Below are 15,663 nucleotides of genomic sequence, written 5' to 3'. Positions count from 1 at the left end.
GCAGCAGACTCACTGCGCACCGGTCGGTTCAGCAGCGGGCCGTTGGGACCACTCTCGAAGCTGGTGGTGAGAATGGTCGGCAAACCAAAGTACTTGGCGAGGTCGGCCAGCGCCAGCACATTGTTCTTGAACTTGTCGGGATCAATGTCGCGGACCAGGGACAGCAGGCCGGTCTGGTGATCGACCAGCAGCACGGCCGCATTGTTCTTGTCCAGACGGACATAGGGTTTGTTCATCAATATCTCCTTGCGCCGCGCAGGGCGGCAGTGATTGGGCCGGCTACCGGCCAGCCAACGGTTTAGGGTGTTATTGCGCGCGGTCAGCCGGCCATGCGGCCGAAATGGCCGCCGTTGAAGTCTCTGATCGCCTGTTCTATCTCGGCCGCGCTGTTCATCACAAAGGGGCCGTGGCCGACGATGGGCTCGTCAATCGGCTCGCCACTGAGCAGCAGCACCGTGGCTTCACTATTGGCCTCCAAGCTCAACTCGCTGCCAGCACGGTCCAGCAGCACCATCTGCGAGTCGCGGACAAGTTGGCTGCCGTTGACCAGCACCGTGCCGCGCAGCACGACCACGGCGACGCTATGACCCTTGGGCAGATCGAGACGCAGCGCGCTGTCACGCTGCAGGCGCAGGTCCCAGACATTGATCGGCGTGAAGGTCTTCGCCGGCCCCCGAATGTCCTGATACTCGCCAGCGATCACGCGCACGCTTCCGGCCTCGTCCGGCAGTTGCACGACCGGGATGCTGGCGGCCTGGATGCCCTGGTAGCCCGGTGCCGCCATCTTGTGCTGCGCGGGTAGATTGACCCAGAGCTGCACCATCTCCAGCCGGCCTCCGCTGCGTGCGAAGGCCGGTGAATGAAACTCCTCATGCAGGATGCCCGCGCCGGCTGTCATCCACTGCACATCGCCGGGGCCGACTACGCCGCCCTGGCCAGTGGAGTCGCGGTGCGCGACCTCTCCGCTGTAGACGATGGTCACCGTCTCGAAGCCGCGATGCGGATGTGTGCCGACGCCGCGCGGCCGGCTCGTCGGTGGGAAGTCGACGGGACCTGCATGGTCGAGCAGCAGAAAGGGACTCAGGTGCGCACCGAGGCTGTCGTAGCTGAACAGCGAGCGCACCGGAAAACCGTCGCCAACCCAGTGCGCTTGCTTGTTGCCGTAGACACCGAGAACCTTCTTCATGACCTGCTCCTGAGAATCGCTGCGGGATCGTGCAGCGCTGGTCACAACGATATTGATGAAACAGTGATGCCGCTAGACTGCAGAATCAATCCTCAGTGTTCCAAATTCAGAACGACGCCCCACACGATGCAAGACCTGAACGATCTGTACTTCTTCGCCCGCGTGGTGGAACACGGCGGCTTTGCAGCAGCCAGCCGGGCGCTCGGCGTGCCCAAGTCCAAGCTCAGCCGGCGCATCGCCCAACTTGAGGAGCGACTGGGCACGCGACTGATCCAGCGCTCGACGCGACGCTTCGCGGTTACCGAAATCGGTCAGGAGTACCAGCGCCACTGCCAGGCCCTGCTGGTGCAAGCGGAAGCCGCGCAGGAGGTCATAGCCCGCACGCTCAGCGGCCCCCATGGCTTGGTACGCCTGAGCTGCCCGATTGCACTGCTCGACTACCAGGTCGCCGAGATGCTGGCCCGCTATCTGAAGCGCTGCCCCGGCGTCCAGCTTCAGCTGGAAAGCACGAACCGTCGCGTGGATGTGATCGCCGAAGGCATGGATCTCGCTATCCGCGTGCGCTTCCCGCCTCTGGAGGATTCCGATCTGGTCATGAAGGTCCTGGGCGAAAGCACGCAGCGCCTGGTCGCCAGCCCCGAGCTGCTGCTGGGCTTGGCGTGTCCGCTGACACCGGCACACCTGCCTACCCTGCCCAGCATCGACGAAGGTCCGCCGCACCGCCAGCACGCCTGGCAGCTGGAGGCCGCCGACGGCGCCAGCGCTACGATCCCCCACCAGCCTCGGGTGGTAACCGATGATCGTCTGGCACTGCGCATTGCCGCACTGCATGGCATCGGTGTCGCGCAGCTACCAACAATGATGGTGGCGCAGGACCTGCTCGCCGGCCGTCTGGTCGACGTCCTGCCCGGATGGCGGCCCCGCCCCGCCATCGTGCATGTGGTGTTCCCGTCCAGGCGCGGACTGCTACCGGCCGTGCGCCAGTTGATCGACTTCCTGGCCGAGCAGTTCACGGATCTGGCGGAGATCGAGGCAGAGTCAACCAGTCCAACCAGGGTATCGGCGTCGTGAATTCGTGGGCCGGTCGCCATTGACAAGGAACGGAAAGACGTAGCGTCCATGAACCGTCAGCGGCCATATGGCCGTGACGGTCTGTCACGAACAATCTTCCGGGCGTCGCCAGCCGTCTGGTTGAAGGCAGGGCGCAGCGCCGAGCCCGCCGCCGGGAGCAATGCTCGGCGACATGCAGGGACGTAACCGCTCAAGGGACTTGCTGCACGAATCGCTGTACCGGTCCGGAAGTTCTGCGGAGATCGATTTGGGCATCTGCCAGAACGCGTCTCAGGTACCGAGCGTCATCGGCCGGATGGCGCTGGGTTCAATGCCAAAAACTCGCTTGTGCGTGCGAGTGAGGTGCGCGGAGTCTGCGAAACCGGCCCCATGCGCCGCTTCAGTCCACGACGCCCCCGCCATCACCGTCTCGATCGCCAAGTTGATGCGAAGCCATAGCAGGTAGGCACGAAACGAGCTGCCTGTGTGCGCGACAAAAAGATGGCGGAAGCGACTTTCGGATAGTGAAACTGCGGCGGCAACATCGCCGAGCGCAATGGGGTGCCGGACGTTCGCCCGGATGTACTCCAGCGCGTGCGCCAGGCGAGGATCCAGCGCAGTGTCTGGTTCTGTCGTCGCGCCGCAGAGCTGCGCCACAACCGTCATCGCAACCTCAATCATCGATTCGCGCTGAGGTGCCGAGCCAAACCGCGTGAAGAGCGCCCGCGCCACTGCGCGGCAGTCCGCCAGAGGCAGCTGTGCCACCTCATTGGCTCCGAATCGTTCGGTCAGTTCACGACCCGCCCGGCTTTCCGGTTCGACGAAAAGATGCGCCATCTGGATCGCATCCACCTCGAATTGGTGGGGGCAGTGACTCGGCACGATGGCTCCGTGGAAGGTTGTCCATGCGCCGGACTCCAAGGTCCTGAAGCGGAACGTACCTTCTGGCGCCACGGTGAGCTGGTGCGCGTGATGTGAATGCCATTGCGTGCGGCCCTGCCCCCGACCAATCCAAAGGCTGCCGCCTTGCCAGAAATACACGCGACCCGTCGAGGCGTTGGCTCTCGTGATTCGCACGGCAACATCGTTCGCCTTAAGCGAATTCCGGTGCAAGCCCGTCACCGCACGATTCCCCGCAGGTCAGCCGTTTCGTTCAAGTCCGTGCAGACGGAACCCACAAGAATCACCCCCATCGCAACGGCCTTCACTGGAGCAGCAAGATGACCTTCTCGCTTCGTTTCTCGCGGCGCATCCGCCCCTTCGTTCAGTATGAACTCGAAGCCGCCACGCGGCGTGAGTCTCGGGGCGAGTTCGAGCCTTCCTTTAGTCATCTCGAGCGCGCACACATACTCGCTCAAGCGTCCACGGTCGAGCATGTGCGCGTCCACTGGGCCATGTTTCGGTGGTCGCTGCGGCATGGGTTGGTCGGCGAGTCCATCGGCCAGGCATGGCGCATCGCGGGCGCCGCTCTGAAGACCTGGCTTTGGGTGCCCGTCGGCAACACCGGCGGCTCCAAGGTCAGCGGCATCCGAACTATGCCAGTGCCACCCGACCTGCAGCGCTGTATCGACGAGGCTCGCCACTGACGCACGCCGCCCACGACATCGCTGCCACCGGCTGCGGCCCTGGCGGCGGCAATCGAGGGCGGCCCCTTCTCCAACCTCGCAAAACGGATCGACAACCATGTCTCATCTCACTTCGCTAACCACTGCAGCCGCCCTTGCCGGCACGCTGATCCTCGCCGCTTGCGGCACGCCACCCACTGACCTCGACCTGAGCCTGCAGCAGACCAGCCGGCAGGGAAAGTTCATGGTAGGCATGGTTCCTCCGGCCAATGGCCCTGCCATCAACCAAATGCACGTCTGGCAGGTCCGCATCAGTACGGCCGGCGGGTTGCCCATCTCCAATGCCCGCGTCGGGTTCGATGGCGGAATGCCCCAGCACGGCCACGGCTTCCCAACCAAGCCGCGCGTCACGCGGGAAGCCTCGCAAGGAGTCTATGTGATCGAAGGCGTGAAGTTCAGCATGACCGGCTGGTGGGACATGCGGCTGGACATCCAGTCCGGTGATGACGCCGATACCGCCATCTTCAACGTCATCGTCGACAACGACGGCATCCGCCGCTGAAGGAGGGGCCATGAGACAGAGTTCCGCAGCGCTGACACCCGCCGGGCTGGCACTGGCGATTTCGATTTTCGCTGGGGTCACGACGACCACGGCTGGCCTCGCCCCGGACGCCGCGCTGGCGGCCTCTCAAGGCGAGCGCTGGTCGGATGCCGAGAAGGCAACTCTCGGGTCGATGATGCTCTCTCGCTTGCCAGCGCCGCCGACGGATCCGTCGAACGCCGTCGAAGGCCGTCCGGAAGCGGTGGCGCTTGGCGAGCGTCTGTTCTCGGATACGCGGCTGTCGAAGAACGGCCTTGTTGCATGCGCGAGCTGCCATGATCCGGCTCGTGGTTTTCAGGACGGGCGGCCAGTCGGCCAGGGCGTCAGCACAGGCCTGCGGCGCACCATGCCAATAGCAGGCGCTGCCTACAGCCCTTGGCTCTTCTGGGACGGGCGCAAGGACAGCCTCTGGTCTCAGGCACTCGGCCCGCTCGAAGACGCGGCTGAGCACGGAGACAACCGCACCCGGCTGGTGTGGCAACTGCGGGCGAACTACCGAACCGAGTACGAACAGCTGTTCGGCCCCTTCCCGTCGTTGCAGGGGGTGCCCAACGATGCTGGCCCGTTCGGCACCCCGCTGGAGCGTGAGGCTTGGGCTCGGCTTTCCAGCGACCAGCGCGACGCCGTCAACCGTGCGTTCGCAAATCTCGGCAAGGCGATTGCGGCCTACGAGCGGACGGTGTCCCCCGCCGCATCGCGTTTCGACCACTACGTCACCGCCCTGTTGGCCGGGGACACCCCGAGGCAGCAATCACTGACGCGACAGGAGGTGAACGGCTTGCGCCTGTTCATAGGCAAGGGGCAGTGCGCCACCTGCCACAACGGTCCGCTGCTTACAGATCAGCACTTTCACAACACCGGTGTGCCACAGCGCGAGCCTCCACGCCCCGACCGCGGCCGCAGTGAGGCGCTCGCCAAGGTGCTGCAAGACGAGTTCAACTGCCTGGGCAAGTACAGTGACGCCGCTGCTGACGCCTGCCAGGAGATCCGCTTCATCGCGACCGACGATCCCGGCATGGAGGGTGCATTCAAGACGCCGAGTCTGCGCGGCGTCGCCGAGCGTGCGCCCTTTATGCACGCGGGGCAGATCGCATCCCTCGAGGAGGTGGTGCTGCACTATGGGCGCTCGCCGCGTGCAACCGTTGGACACTCCGAACTGGCACCACGGAGCGGCGCACACAGCCTGCGCCGCCCGATCAGGTTATCCGACCCCGAGGCCCGGGACATCGTCGCATTTCTCAGGACTCTGAGCGCCAGCCCGGTGCAGGTGCAAGCACCTGCGGTCTTGCAGAGGACCTCAACACGACCTTGACGCAGGAGCGGACCTGAGACCAGGGCCATGGTCGTCAGGAACCAGTGGTCTCGGACAAACCTAAAGGATCCGGTCACCGGTCCTTCGCGCCTTCAGCGATGCCTTCTCGCACCTCCCCGAACCCTTGGTCGACCCAACTGCGTGAACGGATTCGCTAGCGCCGTCAGTGCGAGCAGGGACACATATTGGATCAGTGGCGACAGCATTGGTGCCGCAACTGCATTTAATCCCGGAATTCTTATCTTCATCTTTAGGTCCTTGCAGGAGCATCACGAGGCGGTCTATTTGGTGGCCAGAGCAATTGGTAGGCGATAGATCTCAAATCGTCGGGTCCGTGGTGGCTGGCACAGTGCCACGACCGTACTACGGCCATTTGCCGTGGCTGCACTCCACACGCGTCGATGCCGTTGCTGGTGGCCGCGCTAAGGGTTAAGCACTCTGCCTCATATGGCCGCTCAGTAATGGGTAAACGCCACTGCGCTTTAACGCCTTCGCATCATCGAGAACGCAGCAGGAACAACGAACAGCGACAGCAGCGGCGCCGTCACCATGCCGCCGAGCATTGGCGCGGCAATGCGACTCATGACTTCCGAGCCTGTACCACTGCCCCAGACGATAGGCACCAAGCCCGCCAGGATCACCGCCACGGTCATCGCCTTCGGCCGTACGCGCAGCACCGCGCCCTCGCGGATGGCGTCCAGCAGTTGCGCCGCCGTCGGCATAGCGCCGTCCGGACAGCGCTCGGCCAAGGCATGCTTGAGGTAGATCAGCATCACGACGCCGAACTCGGCCGCGACGCCGGCCAGGGCGATGAAGCCCACGCCGGTGGCGATCGAGAGGTTGTAGCCCAGCAGGTACAGGAACCAGATGCCGCCGGTCAGCGCGAACGGCAGCGTGGCCATGATCAGCAAGGCCTCATCGAGCCTGGAGAAGGTCAGGTACAGCAGCACGAAGATGATCAGCAAGGTGGCCGGCACCACCAGCTTCAGCCGGGCATTGGCGCGCTCCAGGTACTCAAACTGGCCCGAGTAGGCGATGCTCACGCCGGGTTCCAGCTTGATCTGACCGGTCACAGCGGCGCGCAGATCCTGGGCCACCGAAGCCAGGTCCCGCCCTCGCACGTCCACATAGACCCAGCCCGAGGGGCGCGCGTTCTCGCTCTTGAGCATGGGCGGCCCATCGGTGATCGCAATGCTCGCCACCGTGCCCAGCGTGATCTGCTGGCCTATCGGTGTGGCGATCGGCAGTTGCACCAGTTTCTCGGGCGAATCCCGCCACTCGCGTGGATAGCGCAGGCTGATCGGGAACCGGGCCAGACCCTCCACCGTCTCCGATACATTCTCGCCACCAATAGCGCCGGAAACGATGGCCTGGATGTCGGACACATTGAGGCCATACCGACCTGCGGCCAGTCGATCAATCTTGACGTCGATATAGCGACCGCCCGTCAATCGCTCGGCCAACGCAGAGCTGACGCCCGGAACGCCCTTGGCGACCTGCTCAACCTGCGCAGCGATCCGGTCGATCACCTGCAGATCGCTGCCGCTCACCTTCACGCCGATGGGACTCTTGATGCCGGTGGCCAGCATGTCGATGCGGTTGCGGATCGGTGGGATCCAGATGTTGGACAGCCCCGGGATCTTGACCGCGCTATCCAGCTCCTCGATCAGACGCTCCGGTGTCATGCCGGGCCGCCATTGCTCGCGTGGCTTGAGCTTGACCGTGGTCTCGAACATCTCCAGCGGCGCCGGGTCGGTCGCCGTCTCGGCGCGGCCGGCCTTGCCAAAGACGCGCTCCACCTCGGGCACGGTCTTGATCATCCGGTTGCTGATCTGCAGCAACTCGGTCGCCCGCTGCGCCGACAGGCCCGGCAAGGCCGAAGGCATATAGAGCAGATCGCCCTCGTCAAGCTGCGGCAGGAACTCGCCGCCCAGCCGGGCCAGCGGCCACAGCGTCGTGGCCAGGGTTGCCAGCGCAATCAGCATCGTGGCCTTGGGCCAGCGCAGCACCCATTCAAGGCAAGGCCGGTAGACCGCGATCAGCGCCCGTGTGATCGGGTTCTTCCGCTCGTCGGGAATGCGGCCGCGGATCCAGTAGCCCATCAGCACCGGAATCAAGGTAACTGACAGGCCGGCGGCCGCCGCCATGGCATAGGTCTTCGTGAAGGCTAACGGGCCGAACAGCCGCCCTTCCTGAGCCTCCAACGTGAAGACCGGCACGAAGGACAAGGTGATGATCAGCAGCGAGAAGAACAGCGCCGGCCCGACTTCCTCGGCCGCTTGCGTGATGACATCCCAGCGCTCCTTGCCCTGCAGGGCCTGACCAGGATGGGCGTGCTGCCAGGCCTCCAGCTTCTTGTGCGCGTTCTCGATCATCACCACGGCCGCATCCACCATCGCGCCGACCGCGATTGCAATGCCGCCCAGCGACATGATGTTGGCATTGATACCCTGATAGCGCATCACCACAAAAGCGGTCATCACGCCCAGCGGCAGCGCAATGATGGCCACCAGGGCGGAGCGAAGATGCCACAGGAAGATCGTGCAGACGACAGCCACGACCAAAAACTCCTCGATCAGCTTACTCGTCAGATTGTGGATCGCGCGCTCGATCAGGGCGCTGCGGTCATAGGTCGTGACGATCTCGACGCCCTTGGGCAGGCTGCTCTGCAGCTCGGCCAGCTTGGCCTTCACGGCGGCGATCGTTTCCTGGGCGTTCTTGCCCGAGCGCAGCACCACCACGCCGCCGGCCACCTCGCCCTCGCCATCGAGCTCGGCGATACCCCGGCGCATCTCGGGCCCCACCTGCACGGTCGCGATATCGCCCAGGCGAACCGGAACATTGCCGCGCGCGACCAGGGGTATGGCCCTGAAGTCGTCCAGCGTCTTGAGGTAGCCGCCCGCCCGCACCATGTACTCCGCACCTGCCAGCTCCAGCACCGAGCCGCCACTCTCCTGGTTGGCCCCCAGCAGGGCCTCACGCACTTGACCCTGGTTCAGACCATAAGCCGCCAGCTTGAGGGGATCGAGCACGACCTGGTACTGCTTGACCATGCCGCCGACCGACGCCACTTCGGCGACGTTGGGCAGGCTCTTGAGCTCGAACTTGAGGAACCAGTCCTGCAGCGCGCGCAGCTGGGCCAGATCGTTCCTGCCGGTCCGGTCCACCAGTACGTACTGGAAGATCCATCCCACACCCGTGGCATCGGGCCCAAGCGCCGGCTTCGCACTGGCCGGCAGCCGCCCCTGCACCTGGTTCAGATACTCCAGCACGCGCGAGCGCGCCCAGTACAGGTCCGTGCCATCGTCAAACAGCACATAGACAAAGGAGTCGCCAAAGAAGGAAAAGCCGCGCACGGTCTTGGCACCCGGCACCGACAACATCGTGGTGGCCAGCGGATAGGTCACCTGGTTCTCGACGATCTGGGGCGCTTGGCCCGGGTAGCTTGTGCGGATGATCACCTGCACGTCGGAGAGGTCGGGCAAGGCATCCACCGGCGTGCTGCGCACGGCCCAAATGCCCCAGGCAGTCAGCATCAGGGTCGCCAGCAGCACCAGAAAGCGGTTGGCGACCGACCAGCGAATCAGGCGGGCAATCATGGCGACACCCCCTCGACGGCGGTGATCACATAGTCGTCCCCCTGCTGGATGAAGGAGAAGCGCACCGGCTGCCTGGGCTTGAGCCCCGCCGCCAGCCTCGGGTTCGCCAGCTTGAACCCCATGGTCATGGGCGGCCACTTCAGTGCCGGCACGGCCTCATGCGCCAGCGTCATCTCGGTAGACGAAAGCGCCTCGATGACGCCACGGACCGTGAACGCGGCCGCGACCGCGCTGGCGGGAGCAGAAGCAGCTGGTGCGGCTGCGACGCTCTCCTGCGGCAATACCCCCTGGAGACTGGCCTCCGAATCGATCAGGAACTGGGCCGATGCCACCACCTGCTGACCGGCATCCACCCCGCGCTGCACCACCAGCATGTCACCGATCTCAGCGCCGAGCTGGACGGCCACAGGGCGGAATCTTCCCGGCTTGTCCACGACATAAACGAGGGCGCGTTTGCCGGTCCGGATCACGGCCTCGCTGGGCACCAGCAGCGCGGTCTGCTCGCGACCGACCAGGCGAACCTGTCCCGACATGCCCGCTTTGAGACGCAAGCCCGGGTTCGCGAGTTCCAGTCGCACCCTCACGGTCCGGGTTTCCGGACTGGCCTCGGGCAGGATGGCGATGACACGGGCCTTGAATACCTCCAAGGGAAAGGCGGCCAGTCGCACTTCGGCCATCTGCTCTTGCAGCACCGGGCCGCTCTGCGCTTCGGGAACCGCTGCATCGATCCATACCGAGCCCAGGCCATTGATTCGCGCCAGACTCATGCCGGCCGACACCGTCATGCCCTGACGCACCATCAGCTCGGCCACCAGCCCCCCCTGAGGCACGGACACCGTGTAGCGGCCCTGCAGCTCGCCGGAACTCTCGACGCGCGCGACGAGGGCCTCGGGCATGCCCAGCAACAACAGCCGCTGGCGCGCCGCGTTGGTCAGCGCCGCGTCCTGCAAGGCCTGGACGGCCAGGAACTCGCGTTGCGCCGCAACCCACTCCGGCAGCAGCAGATCGACCAAGGGGCTGCCCGCCGCGAGCACGTCGCCCGGCGCACGCGCGTAAACCCGTTCAACAAAACCTGCGCTGCGCGCCTGCACCAGGCTCACGTCGCGCTCATTGAGCAGCACCGTGCCGGCCACATCGATGCTGGCGGCAATGGTCTTCTGCTCGACGTTGGCGGTGCGCAAGCCCAGGGACTGGATCGCCTGGGGCGACACGCCCACTCCGGCCCCGTCCGAATCGCCGCCTTCGTTGGCGTACTTGGGCACCAAGGCCATGTCCATGAAGGGCGATTTGCCGGGTTTGTCAAACTTCTGTGTCGGTACCATGGGGTCGTACCAATACAGCACCTTGCGTTCGGCTGAGGCGGCCATTTCAGGGTCCGTTGCCGCCGCCTGGCTCGACACCGGCACAGCCATCCACCGCGCCAGTCCCCAGCCCATGGCAATGCCGGCGGCGATCAGTGTCAGCCCGGCGAGAAACTTCTTTGTGGTCGTATTCATCGTCATCCTCCCCCGGGTCATTCGGCGATCAGGCTGTTCAGCCGAACCAGCAGGCCGTCCCGCTGGGCCTGCAGTTCGATCAGGCGCAGACGAGCCTCCAGCACCTGCGCGCGCGCCGCAAGCACTGAACCCAGGTCCGCTTTGCCGGACTGGTAGCTGCTCAGGGCCAAGGCCGAGCGGTCGACGGCCAAGGCAATGCCGACCGACTGAAGACGCTCGATCTGGCGCTCCAGGGTCTGCAGTTCGAGCACGCTTTCGTCAAGCGCCTGCTGGTACCGCCGGGTAGCATCCTCCTGCTCGGCCTCGACGCGCTGTGACTCCAGGTGCTTGGCGCGGATCAGCGGCTCCTGGCGCTGCCCTTTCTGCCAGGGCAGATCGAAGCTGAGCTGGAGGGACACCATGTCGCCCCATTGGCGGCCGCGGCGGCTGTAGGCCAGCTCCCAGGACCAGTCGCCGCGCGCCTCGGCCTGGGCCTCGCGCAGCTCGGCGGTGGCCATGCCGCGCATCGCCGGAAAGACCGCCAGTTCCGCGTGGCGGTGTAAATCGGCGCGCAGCTGTTCGATCGGGATTGCCAACGGAGGCGGCGCATCGTCCAGTGGCTCGTCGGCGCGCGTCCCCAGCCAGCGCCGCAGCGCCGCCCGGGCCTTGCGGGCGTCCCGCTGCAGTTCGTCGCGCCGGTCCTGCAGCGCCAGGCTTTCCTGGCGGGCGGCCAGGACTTCGCCGGCTTGCGCGCTGCCTCCGGCAATACGGGCCGGGAGGCTGTCCTGCAGGCGCTGGTTCTCTGTCAGCAGCGCGTCGAGCAAGGCCTGACGCCGGTCAGCAGACTGCGCGGCGACCCAGGCCTGCCCCAGGGCCTGCCTGAGCTGCAGCCGCTGCACCGCGATCAGTGCGCGCTCTCGATCGGAGCGGGCCTGGGCGACTTGCACGCGCGCTTCTCGCTTGGCTTGGTTGGGCACTTCCTGCATCAGGGCCAGGCGTTGCATCGTCATGAAGTCCCGCGTGAGACTCCAGCGGTCCATGCCGCCGACGGGCAGGTTCTCGATGCCGACCGACAGCCTGGGATCCGGCAGTGCCGCTGCGGCGCCATGGGCCGCGCCCGCCGCATCGAGTTGCAACTGCTGAGCTGCCAGGCTGGGGCTCTGCTGCTCAGCCAGAAGCAGCGCCTCGCGATAGCCAAGTGCCTGCGCTGGGCCGACGCCCAGTCCTGCGGCCAACAAAAGGGTGTAGGCGCAGAGAGTGCGTCGCGCGGCAACGCACGGCGTCTGAAGATGCGCCCAAGGCACACCCGCATGGATGATTTTCATGATGGTCCTCGACAACGAAATCCGCACGGCAAGCAGGTGCAGCGAGACTCGCGCACCGGCTGGCGGTGGGTCAATTGCGAAGGACCTGAAGCGTCAGATAAAGTGGGGGGAAACCAGCCGCTGAGGCTGATTCTGCAGAGGAAGCCTGCCGTTCGGCAGTCCTTGAGCCTTCGAGAACTGTTGGCAGCACATAGACCAGCCAGAGGGCCTGCGCCGCTGTGGCATGGAAATCCGGGGCATGTACCGAGGGCGCAGGCTGGCTGTCCGTGCCGCAATGGGCCCGGCACAGCTGCGGCGCCTCTTCATCCATGCTGCCCGGCATGGCGTGACAGTCGGGCATGGCCGTCATGTCGATGGCTTCGTCCATGACCATGCCGGCCATCTGCATGGTGTGCGCCGGTGCATCGAGCTTCGGACACGCATAGGCCGCCACCGCCAGCTGCATGAACAGCAAGGCCGCGACGAGCCCGCTGCTGATCCAGCGGCCCCACTGCTTGGCGATGCGTCTGGCGGAATCCATGTCGATAGCCTATCTGGCTGCAAGCAATCTTGCTTGGCGTAGATCAATGCTACCCGTTGCGAAGTCGCCGTCGGGTGGATTTGTGCACGGCACCGACAGCGCTTTCATGACCAGCGCCACGCTCACCGCTTGCGCAGCCGCAGCGCGTTGGCGATGACCGATGCCGAGCTGAGGCTCATGGCCAGCGCAGCGATCATGGGCGAGAGCAGCCAGCCGGTGAAGGGATAGAGCAAGCCCGCTGCGATCGGAATGCCCAGCGCGTTGTACAGAAAGGCAAACAGCAGGTTCTGCTTCATGTTCGCGACGGTGTCCTCGGACAGGCCGCGCGCGATGGAGATGCCGCGCAGGTCGCCCTTCACCAGGGTCAGCTGGGCACTGTTCATCGCAACATCGGTCCCGGTCCCCATCGCGATGCCGACATCGGCCTTGGCCAGGGCCGGCGCATCGTTGATGCCGTCGCCAGCCATGGCGACCACGCGGCCCTCGGCCTGCAGCCTGGAAACCAGGGCCAGCTTGTCAGCGGGTTTGACCTCGCCATGCACCTCGTCGATGCCCAGGCGCTTTCCAACGGCCCGGGCCGTGGTCATGCCGTCGCCGGTGGCCATCACGATCCGCAGCCCGGCTGCGTGCAGCGAGGCCAGGGCCTCGGGCGTGCTGGTCTTGACGGGGTCCGATACCGCCAGCAGTCCGAGCAGCTGGCCATCCGCAGCCAGGTACATCACGCTGGCCCCCTGAGCGCGCAAGGCCTCGGCCTGCTCCTTGAGCGCGTCCACCGACACGCCGGCCTGCGCCATCAACACGGTGTTGCCCAGCGCGAGCTGGCGATCCCCGACGCGCCCGCGCACCCCAATGCCCGATCCGGACTCGAAATCCTGCGGTTTCTGCAACTCGAGCCCACGCTCGCGAGCCGCACGCACGATGGCATCGGCCAGCGGGTGCTCGCTGCCCTGGTCCAGGCTGGCAGCCAGCCGCAACACCTCGTCCTCCGTCTGGCCGGCCGCAGGGACAATGCGCTCGAAGACCGGCCGGCCCTCGGTCAGCGTGCCAGTCTTGTCGACGATCAGCGTGTCGACCTTGCGCAGGTTCTCGATGGCTGCCGCATCCCGGAAGAGCACACCGCCGGTCGCGCCGCGGCCGGTCGCCACCATGATGGACATGGGTGTCGCTAAACCAAGCGCACAAGGGCAGGCAATGATCAGCACCGCTACCGCATTGACCAGGCCATAGACCCAGCGCGGCTCGGGGCCGAACAGGCCCCAGGCCAGCAGGGTCAGGATCGCAATGCCGACGACGGCAAGTACGAAGTAACCGGCCACCTGGTCCGCCATACGCTGCATCGGCGCGCGCGAGCGCTGGGCCTGGGCCACCATCTGCACGATCTGGGCGAGCATGGTCGCCGAGCCAACGCGCTCCGAGCGCATCACAAGGGCCCCGCTGGTGTTCATCGTGGCGCCGATCAGCTTGTCCCCCGGGTTCTTGACGACCGGAATCGGCTCGCCGGTCAACATGGCCTCGTCGACGGCGCTGCGGCCCTCGACCACCACGCCGTCGACCGGCACCTTCTCGCCCGGACGCACGCGCAGTAGATCGCCTACATGCACATGGGACAGCGGCACGTCGCTTTCCTGGCCTTGCTCGTCGATGCGACGGGCCGTCTTGGGCGCCAAGCCCAGCAGCGACTTGATGGCCGCCGAGGTCTGCGATCTGGCCTTAAGCTCAAGCACCTGGCCCAGCAGGGTCAAGGAGATGATGACCACCGCCGCCTCGAAGTAGACGGCAACCCGGCCCATGGCCTGGAAGGATGCCGGGAAAGCCTGCGGCGCGACCGTGGCCACCACGCTGTACACAAAGGCCGCACCGGTACCCAGCCCGATCAGCGTCCACATATTCGGACTGCGGTTCACGATGGACTGGCCGCCCCGCTCGAAGAAGGGCCAGCCAGCCCACAGCACCACGGGCAGGCTGAGCACCAGTTCGATCCAGCTTTGCGTCCCCATCTCGAACCACTGCAGCCGGTGCCCGAGCATGGCGAGCAGCGTGACCACCACGGTCAGCGGCAGGGTCCACCAGAAGCGGCGCTGGAAATCCACCAACTCCGGATTCTCGTCGGCCTCCAGATCCGGCATCACCGGCTCCAGCGTCATGCCGCACTTCGGACAGTTGCCCGGGTGATCCTGGCGGATCTCGGGGTGCATCGGGCAGGTGTACAGGGTCGACGAGGCGCCGGCAGCGTCCTCCAACCCTGTTTGGGCAGCCGGATCCTGGGACGCGCGCTGCTGCCCATGCTGATGGGCAGGGTGATGACTCAAATCCGTGCTGGTGCGCCCGACGGGCGATTGGTGGACATGCCCCACTTGCTTCGCCTGTCCCTCAGGCACCTGATTCATGCCGCATTCCGGGCACCTGCCGGGCTTCGTCTGGCGGATATGAGGGTGCATCGGGCAGACGTAGACCGTCGCATCAACGGGCATATCGGCATCGTGTTTCATGCGGCATTGTTCGGTTGCATCCATCGGCTCGCCATCGGCAAGGCTGGTATCAGTCTGATCCTTGCCATGAGGGTAATGTCAAGCTTCTCGACTCGGCGGTGTCGGGCTCGCGGAACAACGCGGGATGAAACGCGGGGTGTGTTCCGCGTATCGCTGGTATTCGGGCCCGAACTTCAGCCCCATCTCGCGCTCCTCCGAGATCGCCAGGCGCCCGTACTTCACCAGCAGCACGGGGAACATCAGCAAGGTCAGCAGCGTCGGCCATTGCAGCAGGAAGCCCGACAGGATCATCACGAAGGCCAGGTACTGCGGATGCCGCACCCTTGCGTAGGGGCCGACAGTCGCCAGGCTGCCGCGGCGCTGCGCGTGGTACAGCACATGCCAGGCGCTAGACAGCAGCCAGAAGCCACCGCCCAGCAGCACATAGCTCGCGATATGAAGCACGCCGAGATGCGGGTCACCTTGCTCCCCCAGCAGGGTCGACCAGAGGTGACCCGTGTTGTGCGACACCAGGTCGAGGCTGGGATAGCGGGTCTGCAGC

General features: G+C 65.5%; 12 protein-coding genes and 1 pseudogene. 4 read left to right on the top strand and 9 right to left on the bottom strand.

Annotation, left to right across the window (positions count from 1 at the left end):
- Positions 1-29 precede the first annotated feature (29 nt).
- Positions 30-236, bottom strand: a pseudogene (locus O5M90_RS00065) (hydrolase); the annotation flags it as partial.
- Positions 237-319: 83 nt separating this feature from the next.
- Positions 320-1,186 (bottom strand): pirin family protein, encoded by an 867-nt coding sequence (locus O5M90_RS00060; protein ID WP_269838477.1) that lies wholly within the window; start codon positions 1,184-1,186, stop codon positions 320-322.
- A 126-nt stretch (positions 1,187-1,312) separates the two neighbouring features.
- Here O5M90_RS00060 and O5M90_RS00055 point away from each other — a divergent pair, with 126 nt between their 5' ends.
- Positions 1,313-2,257, top strand: coding sequence for a LysR substrate-binding domain-containing protein (locus O5M90_RS00055; RefSeq protein ID WP_269838478.1), 945 nt, complete (start codon positions 1,313-1,315; stop codon positions 2,255-2,257).
- A gap of 270 nt (positions 2,258-2,527) precedes the next feature.
- Here the strand turns inward: O5M90_RS00055 and O5M90_RS00050 are convergent, their stop codons facing one another.
- Entirely contained in the window at positions 2,528-3,358 is an 831-nt protein-coding gene (locus tag O5M90_RS00050) for a helix-turn-helix transcriptional regulator (protein ID WP_269838479.1), read from the bottom strand.
- A gap of 98 nt (positions 3,359-3,456) precedes the next feature.
- On the opposite strand from O5M90_RS00050, the gene O5M90_RS00045 reads away from it, so the two are divergent.
- The 3 genes from O5M90_RS00045 to O5M90_RS00035 all read left to right on the top strand — a co-directional run bounded on the left by O5M90_RS00045 (position 3,457) and on the right by O5M90_RS00035 (position 5,714).
- A complete protein-coding gene (locus O5M90_RS00045) occupies positions 3,457-3,822 on the top strand; it encodes a DUF3703 domain-containing protein (protein WP_269838480.1) in 366 nt (121 codons plus the stop codon).
- A 97-nt stretch (positions 3,823-3,919) separates the two neighbouring features.
- Positions 3,920-4,363 (top strand): FixH family protein, encoded by a 444-nt coding sequence (locus O5M90_RS00040; protein WP_269838481.1) that lies wholly within the window; start codon positions 3,920-3,922, stop codon positions 4,361-4,363.
- Between the two features lie 10 nt (positions 4,364-4,373).
- Positions 4,374-5,714 (top strand): cytochrome-c peroxidase, encoded by a 1,341-nt coding sequence (locus O5M90_RS00035; protein WP_269838482.1) that lies wholly within the window; start codon positions 4,374-4,376, stop codon positions 5,712-5,714.
- 482 nt (positions 5,715-6,196) lie between these two features.
- Here O5M90_RS00035 and O5M90_RS00030 read toward each other — a convergent pair whose 3' ends face one another.
- From O5M90_RS00030 to O5M90_RS00005, 6 genes are all read right to left on the bottom strand, one after another.
- The gene (locus O5M90_RS00030; protein WP_269838483.1) at positions 6,197-9,313 is read right to left on the bottom strand and encodes an efflux RND transporter permease subunit; all 3,117 of its coding nucleotides are present in this window, start codon (positions 9,311-9,313) and stop codon (positions 6,197-6,199) included.
- The gene (locus O5M90_RS00025; protein WP_440401750.1) at positions 9,310-10,809 is read right to left on the bottom strand and encodes an efflux RND transporter periplasmic adaptor subunit; all 1,500 of its coding nucleotides are present in this window, start codon (positions 10,807-10,809) and stop codon (positions 9,310-9,312) included. Before O5M90_RS00025 ends, O5M90_RS00030 begins: the two co-directional genes overlap by 4 nt.
- 17 nt (positions 10,810-10,826) lie before the next feature.
- Complete coding sequence (locus O5M90_RS00020; protein WP_269839071.1) at positions 10,827-12,023, bottom strand: TolC family protein; 1,197 nt, start codon at positions 12,021-12,023, stop codon at positions 10,827-10,829.
- Between the two features lie 160 nt (positions 12,024-12,183).
- A complete protein-coding gene (locus O5M90_RS00015) occupies positions 12,184-12,633 on the bottom strand; it encodes a hypothetical protein (RefSeq protein WP_440401749.1) in 450 nt (149 codons plus the stop codon).
- A 122-nt stretch (positions 12,634-12,755) separates the two neighbouring features.
- Positions 12,756-15,122 carry a copper-transporting P-type ATPase gene (locus O5M90_RS00010; RefSeq protein ID WP_269839073.1) on the bottom strand — a complete coding sequence of 789 codons (2,367 nt, stop codon included), beginning with the start codon at positions 15,120-15,122 and terminating at the stop codon, positions 12,756-12,758.
- Between the two features lie 78 nt (positions 15,123-15,200).
- Positions 15,201-15,663: methyltransferase family protein (locus O5M90_RS00005; RefSeq protein WP_440401748.1), on the bottom strand; the 463-nt coding region annotated here is incomplete at its 5' end.

Source organism: Paucibacter sp. M5-1, from assembly GCF_027498415.2.
Lineage (GTDB): Bacteria > Pseudomonadota > Gammaproteobacteria > Burkholderiales > Burkholderiaceae_C > Roseateles_E.
The sequence above is the reverse complement of the archived record's forward strand: the minus strand, read 5'-3'. Positions and strand labels throughout refer to the sequence as shown.

Excerpts from the sequence above, each read along its gene's own strand:
- O5M90_RS00060 (WP_269838477.1), bottom strand. The coding sequence starts at position 1,186 with ATGAAGAAGGTTCTCGGTGTCTACGGCAACAAGCAAGCGCACTGGGTT.
- O5M90_RS00055 (WP_269838478.1), top strand. The coding sequence starts at position 1,313 with ATGCAAGACCTGAACGATCTGTACTTCTTCGCCCGCGTGGTGGAACAC.
- O5M90_RS00045 (WP_269838480.1), top strand. The coding sequence starts at position 3,457 with ATGACCTTCTCGCTTCGTTTCTCGCGGCGCATCCGCCCCTTCGTTCAG.
- O5M90_RS00040 (WP_269838481.1), top strand. The coding sequence starts at position 3,920 with ATGTCTCATCTCACTTCGCTAACCACTGCAGCCGCCCTTGCCGGCACG.
- O5M90_RS00035 (WP_269838482.1), top strand. The coding sequence starts at position 4,374 with ATGAGACAGAGTTCCGCAGCGCTGACACCCGCCGGGCTGGCACTGGCG.
- O5M90_RS00030 (WP_269838483.1), bottom strand. The coding sequence starts at position 9,313 with ATGATTGCCCGCCTGATTCGCTGGTCGGTCGCCAACCGCTTTCTGGTG.
- O5M90_RS00025 (WP_440401750.1), bottom strand. The coding sequence starts at position 10,809 with ATGAATACGACCACAAAGAAGTTTCTCGCCGGGCTGACACTGATCGCC.
- O5M90_RS00015 (WP_440401749.1), bottom strand. The coding sequence starts at position 12,633 with ATGGATTCCGCCAGACGCATCGCCAAGCAGTGGGGCCGCTGGATCAGC.
- O5M90_RS00010 (WP_269839073.1), bottom strand. The coding sequence starts at position 15,122 with ATGAAACACGATGCCGATATGCCCGTTGATGCGACGGTCTACGTCTGC.